The following is a 23,552-nucleotide window of genomic DNA, read 5'->3' on the forward strand; positions in this document are numbered from 1 at the left end:
TCTATACATGGTTTGTATACATATCATATTGTTGAGGTTATTTTGGGTATCGTAAAAATTTCAGATGAATTGCATGATTATCTACGCCATGCGAGCCAAGTTATGTCCCGGTCGATTAATTCACAGGCAGAATTTTGGATTAAAATTGGAATGCAAGCTGAATTAAACCCGAATAAGACATTTACTATGTTAATCAATGAAATGTTAGAGAAAGAGTCAATTGAATTAAAAGGAAAGGTTCATGAATAATATTACAATTAAAACAGCAGAAGAAATTGAACTGATGCGTGAGTCTGGACGACTTTTGGCTAGTGTTTTTAAGATGTTGGATTCATTTATCGTACCTGGTATTTCTACGATGGAAATTAATGATAAAGTTGAAAGCTATATTGTTAATGAGTTACAAGCAAGGCCTGCCAGTAAAGGGCAATATGGCTACCAATATGTTTTGAACACGTCTCTAAATGAAGTCGTTTGCCATGGCGTTCCAAAAACAGATGAAATTTTAAAAGCAAAAGACATTATTAATGTTGATATTACGCTAGAGAAAAATGGTTTCATTGCCGATTCAAGTAAAATGTATGTGATGCCGGAAGCTTCACCACTGGCACGTAAGTTAGTTAAAGATACTTATGCCGCTATGTGGGAAGGCATAAAGCAAGTTAAACCAGGCGCAACGTTAGGTGATATTGGTTCTGCTATTCAACATTATGCGGAATCTAAAGGTTATAGTGTTGTACGTGAATATTGTGGGCATGGTATTGGCCGTGAAATGCATGAAGACCCGCAAGTTCTTCATTATGGCGTACGAGGGAAAGGGGTAGAATTAAAAGAAGGAATGACATTTACGATAGAGCCAATGATCAACCAAGGTGGAATGAAAATTAAAACAAAAAAAGATGGCTGGACAGTCGTAACGCGAGATAAAAAATTATCTGCTCAATCGGAACATACGGTATTAGTTACTAAAGATGGTTATGAAGTTTTAACACTACGCGATGAAGAAAAATAGCGTTAAAAATAGAGTTTATAAGCTTGCTGCCATTATGGTAACAAGCTTTTTTTATGCAAATTTTTACTATTGTCTCAGTGCTATTGCTATACGATTAAATGCACTCATTAAACCAATAGCGATGGTTAGATCAGAAATTTGAGCATCAGAAAAATGGTGTTTTAATTCATTAAAGAGAGCATCTGATGTACCACTGGTAGCTATATTAACAACCGCTTCTGTCCAAGCTAATGCAGCGCGTTCTAATGAATTAAAATGATGACTGACCTGCCAGCCAGCGAGAGTATCAATTTTTTTGTTACTAACGCCATTTGAACGCAATGAATTTGCATGCATATCTAGGCAAAATGCACAGCCATTGATTTGTGAAACTCTTAAATAGATGAGTTCTATCAGTTCGTTATCTAACCCGCTCTTATCCAATGCATTTTTGCAATCAATAAGCCCTTTATAAGCTTCAGGTGATAAATTGTAATAGGCTAATCTCAGTTCACTCATGAGTGATTCCTTACATATTTTGTTGTCAGATAAAATGCAATGTTTGGTGCGGTTTGGTTGGAAGGTTGCGCTACTTTATTTTATAAAGAAATCACGTTCAATAGCATTAAGTGGCATTTGTGGAAACCAATATTAGATTAGTACGACAAGAATCTATAAATTTTTGATGAATATCGAGAGGAAGTTGGTTGTCTGTAATAATATCTGTGAATTCGTCTATTTGAGCGACACGAAATAATGACCATTTACCGTATTTACTACTATCAGCAAGCATAACAGAACGTGTAGCATTTGTTATTAGATCACGTTTTAGCCCAGCTTTTTCTTCTGTTGGTGTTGTAATTCCTTTTTCTAAACTCCAAGAGTTACAACTAATGAATGCGATATCAGGATAAATACTACGTAATAAAACGCGCCCATGCTCACCAATACAAGATTGGCTACTATCGTCAATTCGTCCACCAACAATTGTGACTTCAATTTGTTTGAATTCAGAAAGAAAAAGAGCAATATGGAGGTCAGAGGTGATAACACGCAGGGGCATATGAGTGAGCTCCCGCGCTAGCTCAAGCATGGTTGTTCCTGCGTCAAGTAAAACTGTGCTACCTGGTTCAATTAAACGGGCTGCTGTTTTCGCAATAGCCCGCTTTTCTCTTAGATTACGCTGGTTTTTTTCCGATGTAGTGGGCTGAACAGGAATGAAACGATTGAGGGTTACACCGCCATGTGTGCGAGAGATAACCCCAGTTTCATCAAGTTTAATGAGATCACGCCGGATAGTAGCCGCTGATACGGATAGTGCTTGTACTAGTTCCTCAACAGTGACGAGGTTATGCTGTTTAAGATACTCAAGTATTAAATCTAATCTATCCATTGTGCTCATTAGTTATACTACATTCATCGCAAGTTTAAGTGAGATGGCCATACTTTCAGGATTTGCTTTACCCGTCCAAGCAATATCAAATGCGGTACCGTGATCGGCTGATGTGCGCAAGAACGGAAGACCCGCAGTGATATTAACACCATCATAAAAACCTAATAATTTCAAAGGAATATGACCCTGGTCGTGATACATGGCAACGACAATGTCATATTGCCCTTGATAGGCTTGTAAAAATACAGTATCTGGAGGACAAGGGCCATAAACATCAATACCTTCAGACCTTACCTGTTCTATAGCTGGTTGTAAATATACGATTTCTTCATCACCAAATAAACCATTTTCCCCAGCATGAGGATTAACGCCTGCGATAGCAATACGCGGTTTTTCATAACCAACGCGTTTTAAAAAGTCTGATGCGATACGAGACACGGTTATGATACGCTCGCTATTTAATGTATCTAAAAATTTACGCAATGCAATATGTGTCGTGACATGGATGACTTTTAATTTTTCTGTATAAAGCACCATGGCATAATCTTTGGTATTGGTTAGCTGGGCAAGAAGTTCAGTGTGACCTGGGTAGTTGTGCCCAGCAAGGTGTAATGCTTCTTTATTTAAAGGTGCAGTAGCAATCGCTTTCACTTCGCCTGCGAGTGCTAGTTCAGTCGCACGTTTAATACAACGAAATGCTAAGTCACCAGCTTGAGCTTGGACCTTGCCCGCAATAAGCGCGCTAGGATCGGCTAAGGGTTCATCAATAATATTGATGGTATCCGCTGAAAATTGAGCTTCTTTGATATTTTGTATCACATTGATTTTTACCTGAGGAACTAACCTCGATTTAATTAATCGCTGCATTGTTGATGCACAACCGATAACAACGGCAGAGGCTCCTGCAAGTTCACCTTCTGCAAGGGATTTGACGATAATTTCTGGGCCAATACCAGCAGGATCTCCCATCGTAATAGCAACAACATTATTTTTCACAATAAATTTCCTCAATATATTTGATGGCTTCGCATAAAGTGGTTATTTGACCAAACCCTCCCGCTTTGGTGATCACGGGTAAATCATCAATTTCACTGTCAATAAAAGTGCCGCAAGGTATACATGGCATTACTTCAGATTGAATTCGATAACCTTTTGCTCCCAAAGTATTGGCAACCGCAATCGCAATATCTCCACCTGTTAAAAAAAGTCCCCCGATGCTGGAAACAGACAGCGTTTTTAAGGTCAGCAAACTAATAAAGTCGCTGATATTTTTTCCCAATTCATTACGTGTCATACCGTAGGTAGTGCATAGGTCATCAATATGATGCCTATCTTGCACATCTCGGCTGGTTCGTATGATGGTGTGTTTTTGTTGGTTTAATGTTTGACTAATTTCTTTGATGAGCGCAGCCATATAGTTATCTTGTGTAGTGGCTGCAAGTACTTGCGTTACATCAACATCAATAACACTGGCATCACAATGCGTTTGTGCATAGTTTACCTGTTCAATTGTTGCGCTGCTCATTGAGCCAGCGACAATAAATAACGGTAGCCCTTGCTTTTTATCCATGAAAATAATCTCAGGCAATGCATTTGCAAAGCCCGCAGCTCCAACGAGTAGGCAAGGGTGAGCTATTGAAAATACAGCCTTAGCAATTAGGGTTAGATCTTCATCATTTTCAGCATCCGTGACGATGATACTGGCTTGCGTTGGCTTTTGTGCTTGTAACCATGTTACGAATTGGCCTGAACGTATTTGGTCTAGATACACTTCAATAACAGGCAGGGTAGTCTGTTGATGGACGATAGTTTGGATGCGTGATGAAACTATTGGTGTTTTAGGGTCAGAAGCAAATTCAGTTTCAACAAGTGCTTTTCCATGAACGAGGCATTCACCATTTAACGTTACGCGTCCTGCCGCAGGAATAGCTGCGGCAACAATAGCAAATTTTAAGCCTGTTTCTGACATAATTGTCTCTATTTCTGCACCGATATTACCGCGAAATGTTGAGTCAATTTTTTTATAAATAACAGGTTTATCCTTCTGAGATAAAAAAGGTTTCAGGCTATTTCGTAGGTTTTCTGAAGCAACTTGTGCATTTAATGCACGACTTTCTGTATTAAGCACAACGACATCAGCAAACCAAGAATGTTTTTGTGTACTATCAAGAAGTATCTCTGTACGCGCATGCTTTTTAGCAAATTGAACACCGGTATCATTTGCCCCTGTAAAGTCATCCGCAATAACTAATAGCTTCATAAATAACTCCTTACTCTTCAGTTTGTTGGGGTTGTCTTGCTTGTTGACGTTTAGCAACCCAAGAGGTCAGGATAGGGGTTAGAATAGCGGTGGTAATCACGGATGCAGCAATCAATGGAGCCGCAGAAAGCGCGATAGCCTCTAAGGATGGGTCGGCTTGTGCGATAGCGAGTGGTGTTGCCACTGCATTTCCTGCGGTACTTGAGGCTGCAGCACCTGCTATACCAGAGCCTCCAACTAGACGGTCTGCTCGAATATTAAACCAGCCGCCAACAAACGTAGTCAGCGCACCGAGTAAAATACCCGCGAGCCCACCTTGTAATAGCATTTCTAAGTTGATCCCTGCGCCTAGTGCAAACGCGAAGAAAGGAATTAATATTGGTCCACCTTTTGTTAGAAAATCGCGCATATGTGGGTCTAGATTTCCTAAGATCATACCAACAATTAACGGAACAAGAACCGCAACTAATGCCATTAAAGGGATATTTGCCATACCAGCTGCGCCTAGCGCGATCATCGTAAAGAAGGGGCCATCATTAAGAGATAAAATTGAGATAGCACCAACGTCTCGTTTATTACCAAACTCCCCAACTAAAGCGGCATATAAACCACCATTTGAATTACTCATTGCTGCAATAATTGCAACACCAGTTAAACCAAAAATCCCTTCCATTCCAAAGAGATAATCGACTCCTAGGCCAAGAGCAATCGCAACGACTAATTTTGTTAAGGTAATTGTACCTCCTTGTAATAAAGCTTGAGGTGCTGCCTTGAAACTAATTCCTGCACCCATACAAAGCAAGAATGCGCCAATAAGAGCAGGGGCACCATTTTTAAATAGTGATGTCGTAAAGCCACCGATTTCGAGAGCTTGAGGAGCAAAGGTGTTGATTAGGGCACCAAGTACTAATGGCACAACCATCATGCCACCAGGTATACGTTCAATCGATTTTTTTATTTGCATGGTTTTCTCCGCCATGATTTATTTTAGTCACAATGATTATATTTAATCAATCAAAAACAACAGTGATCAAGATCGCAATAATCCCCTTTATTATTAATTGGCGTTACATGCTTAAAATTGCTGTTTTTTTTGGTTGAAAATAACGATTTGTTGATTTTAAGATGGGGTGAACGTCATCTCAACTGATTAAGGTGGTGATTATAAATAATCATTCATATGTTTTATGATTGAAAATAAGCAGTAATAATTTAAAAGGATAAAACTAGCTTTATAAAAAAATTATCTGTAATGACTTAGCAATACATTTTTACCAAGATAGAAACAGTAAATTTAGTGTTTTTAAATTTAGGATTATTAGACTTGTAGTTAGAAAGCAAGTAGTGACAATAGGCGCTTTATTATAATTATTATTTGATAGGGATTAACTCATGCAATTTAAATCAATGATTAAATTGGTTGTTGGCGCTGCATTACTACTAGTTATCGGCCTTGTAGGTATTAACTCATATACCATTGTCCAAGATGGTTCGGTTAAGGTAGGAACATTTTTAGGAAAGGTCGATCCAGTTGCTTATGATGCAGGTTTACATTTTCCAATTAACCCGTTTACAACGTTTGATACGTACTCAACAAAAGATATTCGTGTATCACTAAAAGAGCTAAGAGTACCTTCACAAGATAAACTAAAATCTATTGTTGATATTACGGTAATGCTTCAGTTTGATGGTTCTAAAGCTCCGGTATTACGTATTAATGGTGGTACAGAAAGTGAAGCTTTAGATAAATATGTACGCCAAAAATTGATTTCAACGATTTTGGAATTTGGTAAAGATGTTGCTAATGCGCAAGATCTTTATACAGCAGATACACAAAGAAAATTACAAGAATCTATTCGTGATGCTATTCAAGGGTATGCATCCCCTTATGGCTATACAATAAAAGAAATTATGATCCAAGATATTACTTTGCCTGAAGTTGTACAAGAGCAAGTGGTTAATACTAAAATGCGCCAAGAGCAAATTAACCAAGCAAAAGCAGAGGCAGAAAAAGAGCGTGAATTAGCTCAGAAAAAGGTTGTTATTGCTGAAGCGGAAAGAGAGTCTGCTGAACAACAAGCCATCGCTAGAGAACGTAATGCACAAGCAAGTTCATTTGCGATGCGCCAAGAAGCGGATGCAAAATTGTATGCTGCACAGAAAGAAGCTGAAGCTAATGCGATATTACAACGTACTATTACCCGTGAAATGATCAATTGGAAACAGTTAGAGATTGAACAAATTAAAGCTCACAAATATAAAGGTGAGGTGCCTAATATTGTGGTTGGTGCAGACTATGATGGCAAAATGATTATGGATATGCGTAATAGCCAGTAATTCTCATTAAAAGAATGACTATATTTACAACCTGTTCTATTAAGCTTGAAGTAACCACATAAAGTTGGGCACTTTTAGTCAATTGATTGTATAGCCTGATTTCGATATATAATCGGAATCAGGCTATTTAATATATAGAAGGGTACGTCCAATACTTTTGTTATGCTAAAAATAACTTATTTGCATGATTGGTGAAAATAATTCTGTTATTACCCAATATTCCTATAAATCAATTACAAGATGGTTTACCGGTACGATGATTTAGTGCACCATTATCAATAAGGAATTTTTGCATTTCTGGAAGATTATTTTTACATGCATAAGTTAATGCACTTTGGTCATAAGAAAACATGGTTACATCATCAGTCGTTGTACTTCGGTTAATATCTGCGCCTTGCGATAATAAGTATTTAACCGTTTCCATTCTATTATTACTTGCAGCTACCATGACTAATGTTTCACCATCACTTTCAATTTGCTGATTATTCAAGTCTACTTCGTCTTTCATTAGCTGATGGACTTTTTTTACAACATTGACATTATTACCGAGTACCGCGGATTTTAGTACGTTATATACGTCACCTGTATCGGTTGCCCAAAGATTAGCATTTTGGGATATAAGATAATCAACCATTGCTTCATCACCAATAAAGGCCGCCCATCCCAGAGCCGTTTGGTCTAAGCTACCGGTGTCTTTGGCTTCTATATCTTGCCCCTCAGTAACCATTTGTTTTACTTTGTCTAAATCTCCCTGCTTTACGGCATCAAACCATTCGGCATTGACGCCTTCACTAGGACTTTCATAGAAGACTCTCCAAGGTAAACGTTCTTTATTCGCTAGTTCGACCATCGTAGCGTAATCTGTTTTAAAATGCCTATATTTTAAAGGGTTATTATTATTAACAACTTGGGCTTGTGATACTGACCCAAAAGTAAGTAATGAAAAAGCAAATATAATTTTTTTAATATACATATTTAAACCTTATTAATATTTAGTTATTTATCAGTATTGAAAAATAAACGACACAAAGCAATACAAATCATACTTATTGTATTTTTATGCGGTTATTCCGATTTATTTTACTTGAATATATTAAATCTAAATTTTACCTCAAGGAACGATGACATAATCTGGAGCGGCGATAGCAAATAGCTCATTTTTTTCTAATTCAGGCGGGTATATCCACTTAGTATTTATTTCTTGTTTTATTTTTTTCCCTTCCTTTTTAATATAATGTATTTCTCTCTGCCAACCTTCGGTATAAAGAGCCCCCCAAGCCCCTAAATCAAGGCAGGTTACATATTTAGGCTGACTGTAAGGATGAAGAGGAAGCCCTAACAGTTCAGCGGCTGCATTATGCCCTGCAACACGGCCTAAACTTAGGGCATGTTGGCAAGTCATTAAATTATGATTTCCTTGATTATCAGTGGGAGCTTTGACAGTATCTCCTGCGACGAAAACATTTGAGACAGCTTGTGCGTGTAAATAATTATCCGAGATAATCCTATTACTAGCGTCACGTTCACCGCGAATCTGTTCCGTTAGAGAACTTGCTTTTACTCCTGTCGCTAATACGACAGTATTTGATTCTATGTACTCACCGTTTGACAGAGTAACTCCATCATGGCTTAGTGCTTCGACTCGTAATCCCGCGCGTAATTCAACGCCACATTCAATTAAAGCTTGTTGAATTACAGGAGAGATGTCTGCTCCCATTCCGGCTCCCACAGTGGGTTCTGAGTCAATTATAAATACTCGGCTCTTTGTAGATCCACCTAGAATTTTTTTCAGGCGTGTTGGCATTTCCGCGGCGCTTTCTATGCCTGTTAACCCTCCACCTACTACCACAACGGTGTTTCTAGCTAAAGTTTCCGGTTTGTTCTTTAGTGCTTGTAAATGTGTTTCAAGACGATGCGCAGCTTCTAATGAATCAACATCAAAGCCATACTTATCAAATCCAGGAACAGGAGGTACGTTTAATTGGCTACCCGTTGCCAGAATAAAGCGCTCATAAACTAGTGAAGTTTGGTTGCCATTAGCTAGATTAATGGTTAATAATTTTGCATCTGTATCGATATTTTGGATTTTACCTGCAATATATTCAACTCCGACGGCAGCTAGCTGCTTTGAAATATCTGGGGACATATTATCCAGCTTTGCTTCATATAAACGCGGTCGTATAGTGAGGTTAGGCCTTGGTGAAATTAAAATAACTTTGATGCTATTTTCTTTATTAGCTTGTGAAATTACCCGCATTGCTGAAATAGCAGCCCAAAAACCAGCAAAACCCGATCCTGCAATAACAATTTTAGCTGTCATTATTTAATTCCATTGAAGATTAACGTTAAATGCTCATTTGCAAATTTTAAATAATAAAATACCGCACCATTGAAGATGTTATTAATTAAATACAAATGATGTTAATTTATGTGACTATAGGATTATATGTTATGTTTTCCCACGACCTCCTTTATTTGAACGAACTGTTCTAGCCTCAATTTTTTGATCCATCCAGGAGTTTACATCTCTATAAAAGCTATTAGGCGCGATTTGACATAGACGCTGCGCCACATCAGCAAGGGTTTGGTTAGCTAATACATCTCTCATTGCATTTTCAGCTTGAAGAATGACTTTATGTACGGAGCAGGTACCAGAAATAGCCCATTGTGGTAGACCATTTTCTTCGAAAACAGCACAACGGCGCCGTATTTCCTGGCACTCGAAAAGAGGTTTATAGCCTTCTATTGCATCAATTATAGATAGAAATGTAATTTTTTCAGGAGGCAATGCCAATCGATATCCACCTCTAATTCCCTCATTCGAACTCACGATCCCAGCCTTTTCTAACCGAGGCAAAATTTTTGCTAGAAAACTTGGAGAGATGCCTTGTAACTCTGCAAGTTCTCTACTGCTAAGAGAGCGTTCGGGATTATCAACAAACCAAAGTAGACAATGGATACCATATTCAACACTGACAGTAATGTGTGCCATTTATTTAAAGTTCCTAAGCATCTATTTATAAACAAGGACAATACAGGTCTCCGTTTTAATTGTCAATAGAACTAAGATAAGGTTAGTCCGCGTTATTAATGTAAGCTGCAACAAGTTGCATTATGGCATTTGATAAATAGAGCTATGGGGCTACAAGCGCTGTCCTTTGTCGTACATATTTCTATGTATGATCCTTAGTTAGAGGCGCTTCATCTTAAGATTGAACGAATTTTTATTGATATATTGAATGAAAATCTAAATGCGGTTTGGTTTTTGCTGATCTTTTTTGCTATCTGTTCAAATATTCTTATTGGTTACAATATACGCGGAACAAAAGGGAAAAATTGGTTGATACTCATATTGCCATCATTAACCACGTTAGCACTATTTATGATTGCGGAAATTGATGTTCCCGGAGAAGGTATGATCCACGTAACACCGGATGATTTAATTATGCTACAGGAGTTTTTATTTAGAGATGGGGCTTGGCTGGGAAAGTAGGGTAACCGCAAACAACTCCCCACTCGCAAATTTGCGATGGGGAGTCTTACCTTAGCGAACTATAATGCCTAATAAAATTCCGATTGCGCCAAAGTCAGCGTCACTGAATGTCGTATTAGCAATACCAATATCCCCAAGAACAGGTAATAGGAATACAGGTAGGAAGGTAATTAGTAATCCTTGAGCAAATGCACCCAAGATAGCCCCACGACGACCGCCTGTTGCATTACCAAAAACACCTGCAGCAGCACCCACGAAGAAATGCGGTACAACGCCTGGAATAATCACCGTCATATTTAATGCATACAGAACGAACATTCCCAAAACACCAGCAGCGAAACTACTTAAAAAACCGACTAACACCGCGTTTGGTGCATATGGGAAGACAACAGGGCAGTCTAAAGCCGGTTTTGCGTTAGGGACTAATTTGTCAGAGATACCTTTAAACGCAGGAACAATTTCTGCAATAACCATGCGCACACCTTGCAGAATAATATATACACCGGCAGCAAATGTAATGGATTGCATCAATGAGAACATGAACCAATTCTTGCCACCACTGACTTCGCGAACGAAATCACCGCCGGCAAATAAGCATGTAATGATAAAAATAATGAACATGGTGAAAGAGATAGCGACAGGAGTATCTCTTAAAAACAGCAAGCTTTTCGGGACATTCATATCTTCTGTTGAATGTTCTTTGTTACCGAACTTGCTACCAATGAACCCAGCTAAAACATAAGAAATCGTTGAGAAATGACCAATCGCAACGTCATCTGAACCCGTCACTTTTTTCATATAAGGGTGGGCAATTGCAGGGAAAAATACCATACAAAAGCCAACAATTAATGAACCAACAGTCACTAATAGGGTTCCTTCCATTCCTGCGGTAGCTAAGATAACCGCAATCATCATGGACATGAATAAAGTATGGTGCCCTGTAAGGAAAATAAATTTCCAGGGTGTTAAGCGAGCAATCAAGATATTGATTAGCATCGCAAAGAACATAATCATTGCCATTTCACGGCCGAAGCTTTTTTGTGCGATAGACACGATAGCTTCGTTATTTGGAACAACGCCGTTAATACCAAAGGCATGTTGGAAAATGGCTGAGAAATCGCCTAGCGAGCTGACGACTAAGCCTGCACCAGCACCTAAGATCACAAAACCCATGATGGTTTTGATGGTGCCTTTAATACATTCAGTTACTGGTTTTTTCTGCGCGATCAAACCAATAAGTGCGATTAAACCTACAAGAATGGCTGGCTCAGATAAAACATCCTGCATCAGAAAACGAAAAAATGACATAGTGCCTCCGCTTACATTGCACCAAGTTTTTGTAAAGCAACAGTCAGGCGCTCTTTCATTGCAACTTTATCAATCATATTTTCCAGAGCAACGATTTCACCACCAACTTGTTGAGCAACTAATTGTTCTGCAATATCGCTTGTACCAACAAAGATATCGCTTACGGTGCCTTTTGCGGAACCTAAATCCACATGGTCAACATCTGCACTGACTTGCAGATCTTTTAAAATATTCTTAATGCTCATTTCCATCATTAAGCTTGTGCCCAAGCCATTTCCACAAACAACAGTAATTTTCATAATATTTACCTTAATATCTAATTATTCATATTTAGCGATGATTTTAAGAATGTCATCTACGTTTTCTGATTGCATGATGCTGTCAATATCTTCTTGATTATCAAAAAGTTCAGCTAATTTTGCGATGGCGCCGATATGACTATTGCTATCGGTTGCTGCGAGTACAATTAATAATTTGATTGGGTCATTGCCCTCAGAACCAAATTCAACCCCTTGTTTAAGAACGGTTAAACCAAGGGATAATTGGTTCACGCCATCTTCAGGGCGTGCGTGAGGCATGGCAATTCCTGGACCTAATACATAATAAGGACCGATTTTTTCGTGCGATTGAATTATTGCATCAACATATCTCGGTTCAATGAGTTTATTATTAATTAATGGGTTACAGGCGATTTTTATCGCTTCTTGCCAATCACTGGCTCTGTCGACGACTTGAATGACGTTAGGGGTCAGTAATGTCGTTAGCATCGGGTTGCTCCTGGTAGAGTGAAATTATTATCTTTGTAATGGTTGAATGAATAGTAGTGTTCTATGGTAGCGCTATCTAGCTGAATCTTTCATTTTCGTGATAGCGCTATCATTTTAAGAAAATATAGCGAACAAAAACAAAATGAGTACACTTGTCGGCTGATTAACAAATTCAACCTGTGGTAAGTTAATCTGAGCTGGTGATTTTTAGTGTTTCTTTAGATTTCAGAGAACCATATTGGCTATTTTTAGCTCATTTAATCTAGAACACGAAAAAAGCAAAAAAAACACGCTTGATTCGAATGAAAATTGTCCATTGAAGATCAACAACCTTAGGGTTAATAATGAGTTTAGGCTAAGTAAAAGTATTACATGCAAAAAATACGAAAAAGAAAAAATACAGGGCGAGTCACGTTGCAGGATGTCGCAAAATTTGCAGGCGTTGGGTCCATGACGGTCTCTCGAGCTCTGCGTACACCTGAATTAGTATCCGACAAATTACGTGAAAAAATTAATGCTGCGGTTGAAGAACTTGGTTATATACCTAATTCTGCGGCAGGTATTTTGGCTTCTGGTCAAAGCCGTACTGTTGCTGTTTTAATTCCGTCTCTGCGTGATAATGCCAGTTCAGTTTTTCTGCAATCTTTACAAGAAGCGCTGAACAAAAATAATTATCAAGTTGTTATTGGTAGCCATGATTACCAGCAAAAAAAAGAGTCTGAAGTTTTATCGACACTATTACAGAGTAACCCCGCGGCATTGATTATTTTTGGGGCAATAAATTCAGAAAGTGTGTCTAATTATCTAAAGAATTTAGATATTCCAGTTGTCAGTGTTGCAGGGGAGTCGAACCATCCAGTCACGTTGAATATCAAGAGTAACGTTGGTGATGCGGTTAATTTTTTAACTAACTATATGTTACAAAAAGGGTATAAGAAGATAGGCTATATTGGCGCTCAAATGGACAGTAAAATGCAAAGCCAACAATTAAGTGGCTGGAACCGAGCGATGCTGACGTATAACCAAAGTGCAGATCAAAGTATTACAACGCCGTATGTTGCAACGATGGATTTTGGTCGTCAGGCAATTAGTGAGATGTTGACCCGCCAACCAGAGCTTGAAGCTGTGATTTGCAGCCATGAAATGATTGCGCTTGGCGTCATTTTTGAGTGCCAGAGACGTTTAATTCAGATACCTAAAATGTTAGCGATCGCTTGTGTTGAAGGTTCTTCAAATTGTGATCACATTCATCCATCACTGACTTCCGTGCGGATTGATTACAGTAAAATGGCTCGAGAAACAGCGAAAAGACTACAAAAATGGCTTGCTGATGTCGATTGTGATTTTGTTGAACGTAAAGAAGGAGTTGTTTTTCCGTATAAATTTGAAGCAAGACAAAGTGCGTAAAATTTAATTTATTGTTATTAATCACGTTTTATTGAATATCTTGCTTGTCCTTAGTGAATAATAGTGCGGTAACTCACTATTTTGTATAAACAATGGTGGTTTTTTTTTCTCTCGAAATAAGATTGTCGACTTGGTCACTACATCTTTTTTATTCTCTGTTAATGTATGAAAACTGCAAGTTAATGAATTCAGCTTAGCTAGAATTTTATTCAACACTTGCACTATTTTGTCATATTAGATATTCACAGGGGAAAAACAATGAAATTACTAAAAACAGTTATTTCCACTACAATTTTAGTTTCTTGCGGTGCGATGGCATCGATGACGGGTTCTGAAGTTTTAAAAGTACAGGATGGAGGAACGCCGAATAAAGCTTACACTTCAAACAAACCGACAATTAAAGTTGCAACCTATAACATTGGTAAAAATGAGTTGGCATCAGATGTCAGTAATCTCGATGGATTGAATAAGGCGATTGCGAAAATAGATGCTGATGTGATTGTTTTAACAGAAATTGATAATAAAACAGCCCGCAGTAAAAAAGTTCACCAGTTAGAAGAAATAGCTAAAGCCAATAAGATGGATTTTGCTTTTGGTAAGGCATTGGATTTTGATGGTGGAGAATATGGTGTAGGAATTTTATCAAAATATAAAATCGATAAATCTAAAGTAATTAATTTACCTTCGGGTGATGCTGAACAACGTGTTGTATTAATATCCCAGATATCAAAACCAGGTTTTGATGCGCCAATTATAGTGATGGGAACGCACCTTGATTGGCAGAAAGATCCAACCATTCGCATTGGACAGGTTCGCCATATTTTAGATGCAAGTATTGGGGATACGGATACGGGATTTGATAATATTGCGGCATCAATAAAAATATTAGCAGGGGATTTTAATTCAACAGCGAATGAACAGCCTATCCAAGAAATTCGTTATATGTGGAACCCAGTTGAATTTAAAGGTATTGATTACCGTAGCTGGCCAGCGGTAAACCCAGCGATAGATATTGACCATATTTTTACATTTAAAGGCCAAGTTTGGGATGTGAAAAATATGGAAATCCCAACAGATAGCAAAGAGTTTCAATGGTCAAGTGTTAGCGACCACCTACCTATAATTGCTGAATTAGAGCTACAAGAGCAATAGAAGTTTAACAGAAAAATTATCGATAAAAGGCCTCATTTAGTTTGTAGGCCTTTTCAACTGTAAATGCTAACTTAATTGGCTAGCAATTTTTTCCTTTCAATATACCGTTTTTCGGCTACTTCCAAATAAGACTCAACTGTTGAGTATATTTGCTGACTCTGTTCGGCTAATTGTTGCGATGCATCTAATGTTGCATCTGTCTGCTGCTTAAATACGGTAAGAAAATCTTGAATGCTATCGAAATGGCCTGCGACGTTAGCATAGTAAAATTGGTATACATAAGACTCCTGAGAGTGGCTTAGCTCTGTGTTGTTTTTGATGTTATTAGTTGCAAGTAATAGTAATTGAATATTTGTCATGGTTTACCCTTTTCTTTGGAAAACAATGCTACATGAGATAAAAAAAATATTTTGTCAAATTTGGCCGGATAATTTTATGTATTGGCTAAAAGAAGCAATTTTTACTAGGAATATTCTGTAATTTAGGTTGGTGGTATATATCAAAAATTGGATAAAAGAAGATATATAGAGAAGTTTAATTGTAAATTACTATATGGATATTGTTAAATATTCTTATGTATTTTGAGGTTGACTATTGATGTTAACTGTTTGGTATCATAACATTAACATTTCATTAATTAACTCTTTGTTTGTTTTTATCTTATTAATCAATTTGTTGTGCGTTATTGCGCTTAAGGTGGAAGCGATAACTCGGCTAATTTAGTTTGAAAAAAGAGATTAATGAACAATAGGTTAAAAATTAAGATGGCAAATGGCATGAATTAATGTATTTTTTATATCAAGTTGAATTTTAAATATTTTTTGTTTTTTAATGGTGAGATCTAGCAAGGATGGCTTATTTGAAAATAACGAATATATTATAATTTAATTTTAATTTACGCTTATATTGAGTTTAAATACTCACAAAGTGAGTTAATTAACATTTAGACATGGCTATTATTAAATTGAATTGTTTTATTACATATTTGGGTTTATTTTTGTTAAGCTATAATGAACAATTAAGGCTTATTATTGTTTCTGTGTTTTGGTAAATGAAACTTCTCTAGTTAAAAAAATACAAATTGAAACAGTTAATGTTTCAAGTACTATTTATATTCTTAGTTTAATACTGGTATACTTACTCATGTGATGTGTAAAATAAAGTATAAATACGAACAGACTTTATAAATTTAATTGTGTTTATTTGCGCTGTTTGTGATGGTTATCGGAGATAGTAATTAGAAAAAACAAGCTATCTAATAAGGTATTCTTATATAGATAAGGCTGGATATTATTAAAATAATTATTATTTACTTACAATTGGCTAATGATAACTACTTAAGTGTATTTTTGGGCGGGGTGATTAGGTCATCCAGGTCAATTGGCTTGTTATTGAATAAATGAGAGCTTAAGAATATGAATATTATAAAGTTGCTCACAATTTTATTGTTAACTGGGGGCTCTTTTATTTTAGGGGTGACATTGAACTATTCCCCTACACCTGATCTTGTGAAAATGGCAAAAAGTAGTGTTGAAGACTATTTATCTTTCCCTGAATCCGCTTCATTTAAAAATGTGAAATATAATTTTATTCGCCAAACTGCGGATAAGGGTGATTTAGGCTACGTTTGTGGTGAAGTGTTTCGGGTTAAGAATGCAAGATTAGAAGGGTATAAAAAATTCATTGTGAAAGCCTATAGTGATAAACAAGGGAAGGTATCCTTGTCAATTCCTATGGTTGAGGGAGATTACGATTTAATGCCAAAAGAAATGGTTGATTCGTTATGGGCAAGATATTGTTTTTAAAACTGAGTGATAGCGTATGCCTTTTATTAAATTAAACGCAATAGGTAATACGAATCCTAAATAAAGAAAGCCGTAAGCCGGCTTTCTTTAGTATAAATATGACTCAACGTCATATTAGCGTGATTAGCCTTTTAATTCTCTAGCACATTGCTGTAAATGCAAGAAAGAGGTAAATCTTGTATCGTGGCGTGCTTTATAAGCTTCATTGGCTTGGTAGGTGAGGTCAATTGCACTAAATTGGTCCATGGCTTGTGCAACATCGTCACAGACTTTTCCTGCAACTGCACCGAGGATAGCTGAACCGAGTAAAACAGGCTCACTGGCTTGTGTTGAAATCACAGGGACACCGCACGCATCCGCAAGTAATTGGCGGATCAACGGGTGTTGGCCAGCACCTCCACTGACGACAATATTTTCAATAACTGCACCGGATTTTGCTTGTGCTTCAATGATTTGTCGTAACCCATAGCCAATGCCACACACACCAGCAACATAGAAAGAAAGTAAATTTTCCATGCTGTTATCCATGGTTAAGCCAGCAATGACGGCTCTGGCATGAGGGTCAGCAAAAGGTGCTCGATTTCCTAAAAACTCAGGGACAACATGTATTTTTTCAGCTAGCTCAACAGACTGCGATGGTGACGATGCTTTTTCTAATACTAAATCCGCTAACATAACAGGCAAGGGTTTACCTTGTTCTTTTGCAGTGAGTTTTGCTTGTGCTGAAGCGGGGTGCAAGGAAAGTAACTGGTCAATTGCAGCACCTGCCGCACTTTGGCCACCTTCATTTAGCCACATACCTGGCACCATTGCACTGAAATAAGGCCCCCATACACCGGGTATAAATACGGGTTCTTTGGTGGTCGTCATCGTGCATGAAGATGTACCAAATACGTAGGCCATATTAGCGGTTGCATCGCCATTAACACCAACGGTACCAATACCGCCAGCATGAGCATCTATCATACCTGCGGCGACAGGAGTTCCTGCTAGTAAGCCCATTTGCTGAGCTGCGGTTTCCGTCAAGCCTTCACCACAAGGCGTTCCTGGCTCGACAATAAGCTGCCCAATACGCGCGAAATTTTCATCTGCGAGTTCAGATAACCCAATTTGTTGAAAGTAATCTGCATCCCAGCGCTTTTCATGGGCTAGATATGTCCACTTACAGGTTACCGTACAGGTTGAACGAGCCAAAGAATTAGTCGATTTCCAAGTTAAAAAATCGGCTAAATCAAAAAATTGCCATGCATTATCATAGGATTGACGTAAATTTTCTTTTAGCCATAAAATCTTAGGCGTTTCCATTTCAGGCGAAATTTTACCGCCAACATAGTTTAAAACCGGATGTTTTAATTGATTAATACGTTCAGCTTGCTCTGTCGCGCGGTGATCCATCCACACAATAATATTGCGCTCAGGGTCATTCGATGGGCTAACTGTAATTGGTTGTGTATCTGTTCCGATGACAACTAGTGAACAGGTTGCATCAAAACCAATACCAGTCACTTGTTGTGGTTTTGCTTTTGATGATGCCATTGCGTGTTTGACACAATAACAAACCGCTTCCCAAATTTCGTTACTTGATTGCTCCGCGAAATTGGCGTTGTCACGAAATAGTGTAATATCATGTTTGGCAGACGCTAACATATTGCCAGACATATCAAAGACACCTGCGCGTGCACTGCCTGTGCCAACATCGATACCAATAACGACTTTATCGTTATCTTTTAATGGTGCATGTGAATTATTCATTTTCCCTCCAAGGTGCTAACTGCAATGAATTGCGAGATGACAAGTTAGAGATCAACACTGTTAGGCACAATAACAAGGTCACGAATAGTGACATTACGTGGGCGAGTTAACATAAATAATACCGCTTCAGCCACTTCAATTGGTTGCATTAAGCTACCATTTGCTAAGGCTTCTTCCATTTTTTCTTTTGGCCAATCATCAAGTAAGGCAGTAACCACAGGGCCGGGTAATACCGCACCAACACGCACACCATGCTCAGAGACTTGACGGCGTGTTGAATGGACGAAGGCTTGAACAGCAAATTTTGATGCGGTGTAAATCGGTTCCCAAATCACAGGAACAACACCTGCAATTGAACTGGTGAATAACACATCGCCTGATTTTTGAGCAATAAAATGAGGTAATACCGCGCGAACACAACGGAAAGCTGCATTAATATTTAAATTTAAAACTTTATCCCATACATCAGGGTCACCTTCAGCAACGGGGCCGCCAATATAGGCACCAGCGTTAGCATGGAAAATGTCTAAACCGCCTGCTTTTTGTAAAATGGCATCTAACATTCCATCAACTTGTTCCGGTTTCATTAAATCGATAACTAATGGAATTGCATTTTCACCTAATTCTTCAACAAGTTGGTTTAATCGCTCTTCTGCGCGGTCAATTAGAACGACTTTTGCACCTGCTTTGATCAGTGTGCGTGCACATTCAAGCCCAATACCTGAGGCAGCTCCGGTAATTGCTGCGACTTTGTTTTCAATAGAAATGGCCATAATTTACTCCAATCGGATATTTTAGCGAAATGTAAGAATGAAAAGCGCCTGAAATTAATGAAACAGCAATGAGTCACGGGGATGGATAGGTGGCTACATGCGATGGGTTGATAGTATTTATTTTGCAGTATATCAACTCATGCATCATCAATTTCAATATTGCTCAATCGATGTAGCAGTATTGCGACTTTTCGACTTTGGTGTCAAGCTAGTAAAAAATGGAGATGAGAATCTGTGACAAAGATCAGACAGAATAAGAAAACAACGATCTATGACCTTGCTGAATTAGCAGGGGTTTCAGCGAGTGCAGTGAGTGCAATACTCAATGGTAATTGGCAAAAAAGGCGAATTAGCGCACAACTTGCTGAAAAAGTGATCCGCATCGCCGAAGAACAAAATTATGCAGTCAATAAGCAAGCCAGCTTATTGCGCAGTAATAAATCCAAAATAATCGGTATGTTAGTTCCGAAGTATGACAACCGCTATTTTGGTTCTATTGTCGAACATTTTGAGGAAATGGCGCGTGAAAGAGGGGTATTTCCTATCATTACCTGCACGCGGCGTGACCCTGAATTAGAAATAGAAGCCGCACGTGCAATGATTTCTTATCAGGTTGATTGGTTGGTTTCAACAGGGGCAACCAATCCGGATAAAATCACTGAAATTTGCCAAGCTTCCGGTGTCTCAACCTTGAATTTAGACTTACCAGGCTTGTTGGCGCCTTCTGTTATTTCAGACAACTATCTTGGTGCAAAAAATTTAACACAACGTATTTTAAGCAAAAATAAATCTCAGACATCAACACATGAAGCTTTAATTTTTATTGGTGGTCGTGAACATGACCACAATACACGAGAACGTATTCGTGGGTTTATTGATGCACATAATGAAAAAGGTATCACAGTTCCACAAGAAAATATCTTGGCCTGCGGTTATGCTCCCGAAAAAGCGGAAAAAGCACTTTCACGATTTTTTGAACAGAATAATGAAGATCCACAGAAAATAGTGAAATGTGGTTTATTTATTAATTCAACTATTTCATTAGAAGGGGTTATTGATTGGTTAGGTAAAAAAGGCTATATCGGTTCGCGTCAACCTCATTTAGGCTGTTTTGACTGGGACCCTTTTGTTGCACTATTAGGTAATGACATCGAAATGGTTAAACAGGATGTGCCAACGATGCTAAATCATATTTTTAAGTTGATAGATAATGAAAATAGCAAAGCACAGTTAATTGAAGTATTACCTGTGGGCGTGGTTAAAGAGTGATGTTAAGTAAGTGCCGCTTATCGTTGATGATAAATAAGCGGCGGAAGGTTATTATTTATTCAGTGTGGTAACCAATAATTGATGGCGTTGGTTATAGAATTTTGTATAAGTCATATACCCAGCCAGTATGGTTGAAAGGCTTGCGGTACCTAACAGCATAAAAGTCACCATAATCTGGTATTTAACTGCTTGTAACGGGTCAACTCCAGCAAAAATCAGGCCAGACATCATACCCGGTAAGCTGACAATTCCTACTGTTTTGGCTGAATCCACCGTTGGGATTAATGATGCTCGGATACTGTCGCGAATAATAGCAGCAGAAGCAATTTTTGGGGTTGCCCCTAAACTTAACATTTCTTGAATTTGTTGTTGTTGGCTTGAAAACCGTTGGCCGAGGTTATTAAAGCATAATCCTACTGCAATCATGGCATTACCTGCAATCATTCCAGTGATAGGAATTACCTGCATGGGTGTAAATGCGATGGCGTTAGTTAATATTAAGATTAACAATGTAAGAAATGTACCAGAGGTAATGGCAATTAATGCGGTAACATAAATTTTATCAATATATTTGCTTCTTTTCTTAGCGTTCCAGGCGGCATTGACGCAAATAAACATCACCAAGGCAATCGTGAGCAATTCGTGATCAACATTAAAAATATATTTTAGAATGTAGCCAGCGATCAATAGTTGAATAATCGCTCGGCAAGTACTCCAGATAATATCTTTTTCAAGGGACAGTTTTTCTTTATGACTAATAAAAATAGCCACAAGGACTAACAGGATAGAAAAGGTTAATGATTCATTGGAAATAGTTGGTTGATGCACAGTGATATCCTATGATTCGTTGTGATGAACAGGAAGGGTAATAACTTCATTGGTATGAGCGATTTCATCTTGATCATGGGTTACCCATAACACGCCTATTTTTTTGTCACTCGTTAAATGATGGATAAATTCATTCACTATAATTTTGTTTTCTTCATCTAGGGCACTGGTGATTTCATCTAACAGTAAGACTTGTGGAAGAAATTGTAAGTTTCTAATAAGAGAAATACGCTGTTTTTCTCCACCGGAGAGTTCGTTGATCCCTTTATCTAAAATAGATTCATGCAGAGAAAATTGATGCAAATCACTGATGACTTTCTCTTTATTAAGCGGCAATTTTCGAATTTGATAGGGAAAAACGAGGTTGTCATACACGGTTTGTCCAAATAAGGTGGGCGTTTGAGTGCAGTATGAAACTTGCTGCCGATAAGTTTCTGGTGAGATGGTATTGATATCTTTCCCTTGAAACTGAATAGTTCCTTGAGTTGGTGAAATTAACGAGGCGATTATTTTTAATAAAGTACTTTTACCGCAGCCAGAAGGTCCTGTAATCAGTTTGAAGTCACCTGCCTGTAAGTTAATCTGCACATTATCAAGAATTGTTTTTTCCTCAATGCTATACCCAATGTTATTAAGTTGTAGTAGTAAGTTACTTTCTTCCATATTATCAATAACCTATAAATTAAATGTGCAGTATTTAGTGTGAATGATATTCATTTCAATATCTTACTCAATAACCCAGTGCTGATATTGTTTAATATCAATTTAGATATAACTAATATTATGCGCCAATTAACCGAAAATTTATAGGGGAATGAAAAAATGTATTTTTACGGAGCAGTTACAACATAGAGGGGTTTTTAGAAGATTTTTACAGTTAAAGATAAAGTACAAATATTCATTTAGATTATTATTTTGAACATATGCCCATTCGGAATTTAGTGAGGTATTTAATTTGAGAGATATCTCTTTTTTTTACATGAATAATATAGAACTTAATCGGCAATAATATTATATTAATAATACCAAGTAATTTAATCTTCGTTTAATATTTTGCTGTCTGTCTAAGACAGCACTATATTTATTTCATCTATATATTCAATATCACATCATGATGTTAAGGAATTAAAATGAAAAAATTTAGTGGCTATAACACCAACTTTTCACTTGATGGTAAGGTCGCTTTAATTACCGGGGGAGCAGCAGGTATTGGGTTGGCGATTGCTCAACTGTATGTTGAAAAAGGGGCTAAAGTTGCCCTAATCGATAAGTCAGATAACGTAATAACGACTGCAGAGAAATTAGGCAATTCAATTGGTATTCAATGTGATATCACAAATTCTACGGCGGTTTCTCAGATGGTAGAACATGTCATTGAGCATTATGGTCGGCTAGATATTGTCGTCAATAGTGCTGGAATTGTAGCACTGGCTCCCGCTGAAAATTTAAGTGAATCCGATTGGGACTTAACCATGAACGTGAACTTAAAAGGGACTTTTTTGGTTTGCCAAGCTGCGGGTAATGTTATGATTAATAATGGAAAAGGAAAAATTATTAATATGGCATCTCAAGCGGGGGTGATTGCCTTAGACCAGCATGCGGCCTATTGTGCGAGTAAAGCGGCAATTATTGGTTTAACCCAAGTATTAGCACTGGAGTGGAGCCCGAAAGGCATACAAACTAACGCCATTTCACCAACCATTGTCATGACAGAATTAGGTAAAAAAGCGTGGGAAGGTGAAAAAGGAGATGAAATGAAAGGAAAAATCCCTGCAAGGCGCTTTGCCGAACCTTCTGAAATTGCGGCATGTGCGCTATTTTTGGCCAGCGATGCATCTGATATGATTACAGGTCATAATTTAGTGATTGATGGTGGCTACAGTATCCAATAATGATATTAAATCAATAATAAAAAAAGCGAGTATAATTAGATATTCGCTTTTTTATTTTGCATGATTTTATTTAAATAAAAAATAAGCCAAATAACATAGGTATTATTTGGCTTGTAATAGGGAAT

General features: G+C 37.7%; 24 protein-coding genes and 1 pseudogene. 9 read left to right on the top strand and 16 right to left on the bottom strand.

What is annotated here, in order from left to right; all coding sequences use genetic code 11:
- The first annotated feature begins 42 nt into the window (after positions 1 to 42).
- Together PR683_RS02035 and map are read left to right on the top strand one after the other, a co-directional pair.
- Positions 43 to 249, top strand: a complete 207-nt coding sequence (locus PR683_RS02035; RefSeq protein ID WP_004910200.1) for a ParD-like family protein — start codon at positions 43 to 45, stop codon at positions 247 to 249.
- Positions 242 to 1,012 carry a type I methionyl aminopeptidase gene (gene map / locus PR683_RS02040; protein WP_004263445.1) on the top strand — a complete coding sequence of 257 codons (771 nt, stop codon included), beginning with the start codon at positions 242 to 244 and terminating at the stop codon, positions 1,010 to 1,012. The genes PR683_RS02035 and map overlap by 8 nt, the downstream gene beginning before the upstream one ends.
- 66 nt (positions 1,013 to 1,078) lie before the next feature.
- Here the strand turns inward: map and PR683_RS02045 are convergent, their stop codons facing one another.
- The 5 genes from PR683_RS02045 to PR683_RS02065 form a co-directional block, all read right to left on the bottom strand.
- Positions 1,079 to 1,510 (bottom strand): carboxymuconolactone decarboxylase family protein, encoded by a 432-nt coding sequence (locus tag PR683_RS02045; RefSeq protein WP_109911217.1) that lies wholly within the window; start codon positions 1,508 to 1,510, stop codon positions 1,079 to 1,081.
- A 106-nt stretch (positions 1,511 to 1,616) separates the two neighbouring features.
- The gene (locus tag PR683_RS02050) at positions 1,617 to 2,393 is read right to left on the bottom strand and encodes a DeoR/GlpR family DNA-binding transcription regulator (RefSeq protein ID WP_109911218.1); all 777 of its coding nucleotides are present in this window, start codon (positions 2,391 to 2,393) and stop codon (positions 1,617 to 1,619) included.
- Between the two features lie 3 nt (positions 2,394 to 2,396).
- Entirely contained in the window at positions 2,397 to 3,353 is a 957-nt protein-coding gene (locus PR683_RS02055) for a D-threonate 4-phosphate dehydrogenase (protein WP_231136814.1), read from the bottom strand.
- A gap of 16 nt (positions 3,354 to 3,369) precedes the next feature.
- Positions 3,370 to 4,644 carry a D-threonate kinase gene (dtnK, locus tag PR683_RS02060; RefSeq protein WP_196723454.1) on the bottom strand — a complete coding sequence of 425 codons (1,275 nt, stop codon included), beginning with the start codon at positions 4,642 to 4,644 and terminating at the stop codon, positions 3,370 to 3,372.
- Between the two features lie 10 nt (positions 4,645 to 4,654).
- Entirely contained in the window at positions 4,655 to 5,608 is a 954-nt protein-coding gene (locus PR683_RS02065; RefSeq protein WP_109911221.1) for a 2-keto-3-deoxygluconate permease 1, read from the bottom strand.
- 428 nt (positions 5,609 to 6,036) lie between these two features.
- Between PR683_RS02065 and PR683_RS02070 the strand changes: the two genes are divergently transcribed.
- Positions 6,037 to 6,981 carry an SPFH domain-containing protein gene (locus PR683_RS02070; protein ID WP_004910213.1) on the top strand — a complete coding sequence of 315 codons (945 nt, stop codon included), beginning with the start codon at positions 6,037 to 6,039 and terminating at the stop codon, positions 6,979 to 6,981.
- A gap of 229 nt (positions 6,982 to 7,210) precedes the next feature.
- Here PR683_RS02070 and PR683_RS02075 read toward each other — a convergent pair whose 3' ends face one another.
- The 3 genes from PR683_RS02075 to PR683_RS02085 all read right to left on the bottom strand — a co-directional run bounded on the left by PR683_RS02075 (position 7,211) and on the right by PR683_RS02085 (position 9,973).
- A complete protein-coding gene (locus PR683_RS02075; RefSeq protein ID WP_231136806.1) occupies positions 7,211 to 7,831 on the bottom strand; it encodes an ankyrin repeat domain-containing protein in 621 nt (206 codons plus the stop codon).
- A 261-nt stretch (positions 7,832 to 8,092) separates the two neighbouring features.
- Positions 8,093 to 9,301, bottom strand: a complete 1,209-nt coding sequence (locus tag PR683_RS02080) for an NAD(P)/FAD-dependent oxidoreductase (RefSeq protein ID WP_109911222.1) — start codon at positions 9,299 to 9,301, stop codon at positions 8,093 to 8,095.
- Positions 9,302 to 9,430: 129 nt separating this feature from the next.
- A complete protein-coding gene (locus PR683_RS02085) occupies positions 9,431 to 9,973 on the bottom strand; it encodes an RrF2 family transcriptional regulator (protein WP_004910219.1) in 543 nt (180 codons plus the stop codon).
- Positions 9,974 to 10,231: 258 nt separating this feature from the next.
- On the opposite strand from PR683_RS02085, the pseudogene PR683_RS20315 reads away from it, so the two are divergent.
- Positions 10,232 to 10,474, top strand: a pseudogene (locus tag PR683_RS20315) (hypothetical protein); the annotation flags it as partial.
- A 51-nt stretch (positions 10,475 to 10,525) separates the two neighbouring features.
- Here PR683_RS20315 and PR683_RS02095 read toward each other — a convergent pair.
- The 3 genes from PR683_RS02095 to PR683_RS02105 are packed head-to-tail and all read right to left on the bottom strand — an operon-like array spanning position 10,526 to position 12,549.
- The gene (locus PR683_RS02095; protein WP_036958647.1) at positions 10,526 to 11,782 is read right to left on the bottom strand and encodes a PTS ascorbate transporter subunit IIC; all 1,257 of its coding nucleotides are present in this window, start codon (positions 11,780 to 11,782) and stop codon (positions 10,526 to 10,528) included.
- Between the two features lie 11 nt (positions 11,783 to 11,793).
- Positions 11,794 to 12,081 carry a PTS sugar transporter subunit IIB gene (locus PR683_RS02100; protein WP_004910231.1) on the bottom strand — a complete coding sequence of 96 codons (288 nt, stop codon included), beginning with the start codon at positions 12,079 to 12,081 and terminating at the stop codon, positions 11,794 to 11,796.
- A 21-nt stretch (positions 12,082 to 12,102) separates the two neighbouring features.
- Positions 12,103 to 12,549: a PTS sugar transporter subunit IIA gene (locus tag PR683_RS02105; protein ID WP_109911223.1), complete on the bottom strand. Its 447-nt coding sequence runs from the start codon at positions 12,547 to 12,549 to the stop codon at positions 12,103 to 12,105.
- 372 nt (positions 12,550 to 12,921) lie between these two features.
- Between PR683_RS02105 and PR683_RS02110 the strand changes: the two genes are divergently transcribed.
- Both PR683_RS02110 and PR683_RS02115 read left to right on the top strand, forming a co-directional pair.
- The gene (locus tag PR683_RS02110; RefSeq protein WP_004910239.1) at positions 12,922 to 13,956 is read left to right on the top strand and encodes a LacI family DNA-binding transcriptional regulator; all 1,035 of its coding nucleotides are present in this window, start codon (positions 12,922 to 12,924) and stop codon (positions 13,954 to 13,956) included.
- Between the two features lie 258 nt (positions 13,957 to 14,214).
- The gene (locus PR683_RS02115; protein WP_109911225.1) at positions 14,215 to 15,108 is read left to right on the top strand and encodes an endonuclease/exonuclease/phosphatase family protein; all 894 of its coding nucleotides are present in this window, start codon (positions 14,215 to 14,217) and stop codon (positions 15,106 to 15,108) included.
- Positions 15,109 to 15,179: 71 nt separating this feature from the next.
- On the opposite strand, the gene PR683_RS02120 is transcribed toward PR683_RS02115, so the two are convergent.
- The gene (locus tag PR683_RS02120; protein WP_004910245.1) at positions 15,180 to 15,467 is read right to left on the bottom strand and encodes a hypothetical protein; all 288 of its coding nucleotides are present in this window, start codon (positions 15,465 to 15,467) and stop codon (positions 15,180 to 15,182) included.
- A 1,056-nt stretch (positions 15,468 to 16,523) separates the two neighbouring features.
- Between PR683_RS02120 and PR683_RS02125 the strand changes: the two genes are divergently transcribed.
- Positions 16,524 to 16,913, top strand: coding sequence for a hypothetical protein (locus PR683_RS02125; protein WP_004910246.1), 390 nt, complete (start codon positions 16,524 to 16,526; stop codon positions 16,911 to 16,913).
- Between the two features lie 123 nt (positions 16,914 to 17,036).
- Here the strand turns inward: PR683_RS02125 and PR683_RS02130 are convergent, their stop codons facing one another.
- Both PR683_RS02130 and PR683_RS02135 read right to left on the bottom strand, forming a co-directional pair.
- Positions 17,037 to 18,665 carry an FGGY-family carbohydrate kinase gene (locus PR683_RS02130; RefSeq protein WP_123382041.1) on the bottom strand — a complete coding sequence of 543 codons (1,629 nt, stop codon included), beginning with the start codon at positions 18,663 to 18,665 and terminating at the stop codon, positions 17,037 to 17,039.
- A 44-nt stretch (positions 18,666 to 18,709) separates the two neighbouring features.
- A complete protein-coding gene (locus tag PR683_RS02135; RefSeq protein WP_004910250.1) occupies positions 18,710 to 19,438 on the bottom strand; it encodes an SDR family oxidoreductase in 729 nt (242 codons plus the stop codon).
- A gap of 234 nt (positions 19,439 to 19,672) precedes the next feature.
- Between PR683_RS02135 and PR683_RS02140 the strand changes: the two genes are divergently transcribed.
- Positions 19,673 to 20,707 carry a LacI family DNA-binding transcriptional regulator gene (locus PR683_RS02140; protein WP_272581647.1) on the top strand — a complete coding sequence of 345 codons (1,035 nt, stop codon included), beginning with the start codon at positions 19,673 to 19,675 and terminating at the stop codon, positions 20,705 to 20,707.
- Positions 20,708 to 20,758: 51 nt separating this feature from the next.
- On the opposite strand, the gene fetB is transcribed toward PR683_RS02140, so the two are convergent.
- Together fetB and fetA are read right to left on the bottom strand one after the other, a co-directional pair.
- Positions 20,759 to 21,535, bottom strand: a complete 777-nt coding sequence (gene fetB / locus PR683_RS02145; RefSeq protein WP_004910254.1) for an iron efflux ABC transporter permease subunit FetB — start codon at positions 21,533 to 21,535, stop codon at positions 20,759 to 20,761.
- A 9-nt stretch (positions 21,536 to 21,544) separates the two neighbouring features.
- Positions 21,545 to 22,198 (bottom strand): iron efflux ABC transporter ATP-binding subunit FetA, encoded by a 654-nt coding sequence (fetA, locus tag PR683_RS02150; RefSeq protein WP_004910255.1) that lies wholly within the window; start codon positions 22,196 to 22,198, stop codon positions 21,545 to 21,547.
- A gap of 467 nt (positions 22,199 to 22,665) precedes the next feature.
- Here fetA and PR683_RS02155 point away from each other — a divergent pair, with 467 nt between their 5' ends.
- Positions 22,666 to 23,427, top strand: coding sequence for an SDR family oxidoreductase (locus PR683_RS02155; RefSeq protein ID WP_004910258.1), 762 nt, complete (start codon positions 22,666 to 22,668; stop codon positions 23,425 to 23,427).
- The last annotated feature ends 125 nt before the right edge of the window (positions 23,428 to 23,552 follow it).

It is taken from the genome of Providencia sp. PROV269 (assembly GCF_028477785.1).
In the GTDB taxonomy this organism is placed as follows: Bacteria; Pseudomonadota; Gammaproteobacteria; order Enterobacterales; family Enterobacteriaceae; genus Providencia; species Providencia rettgeri.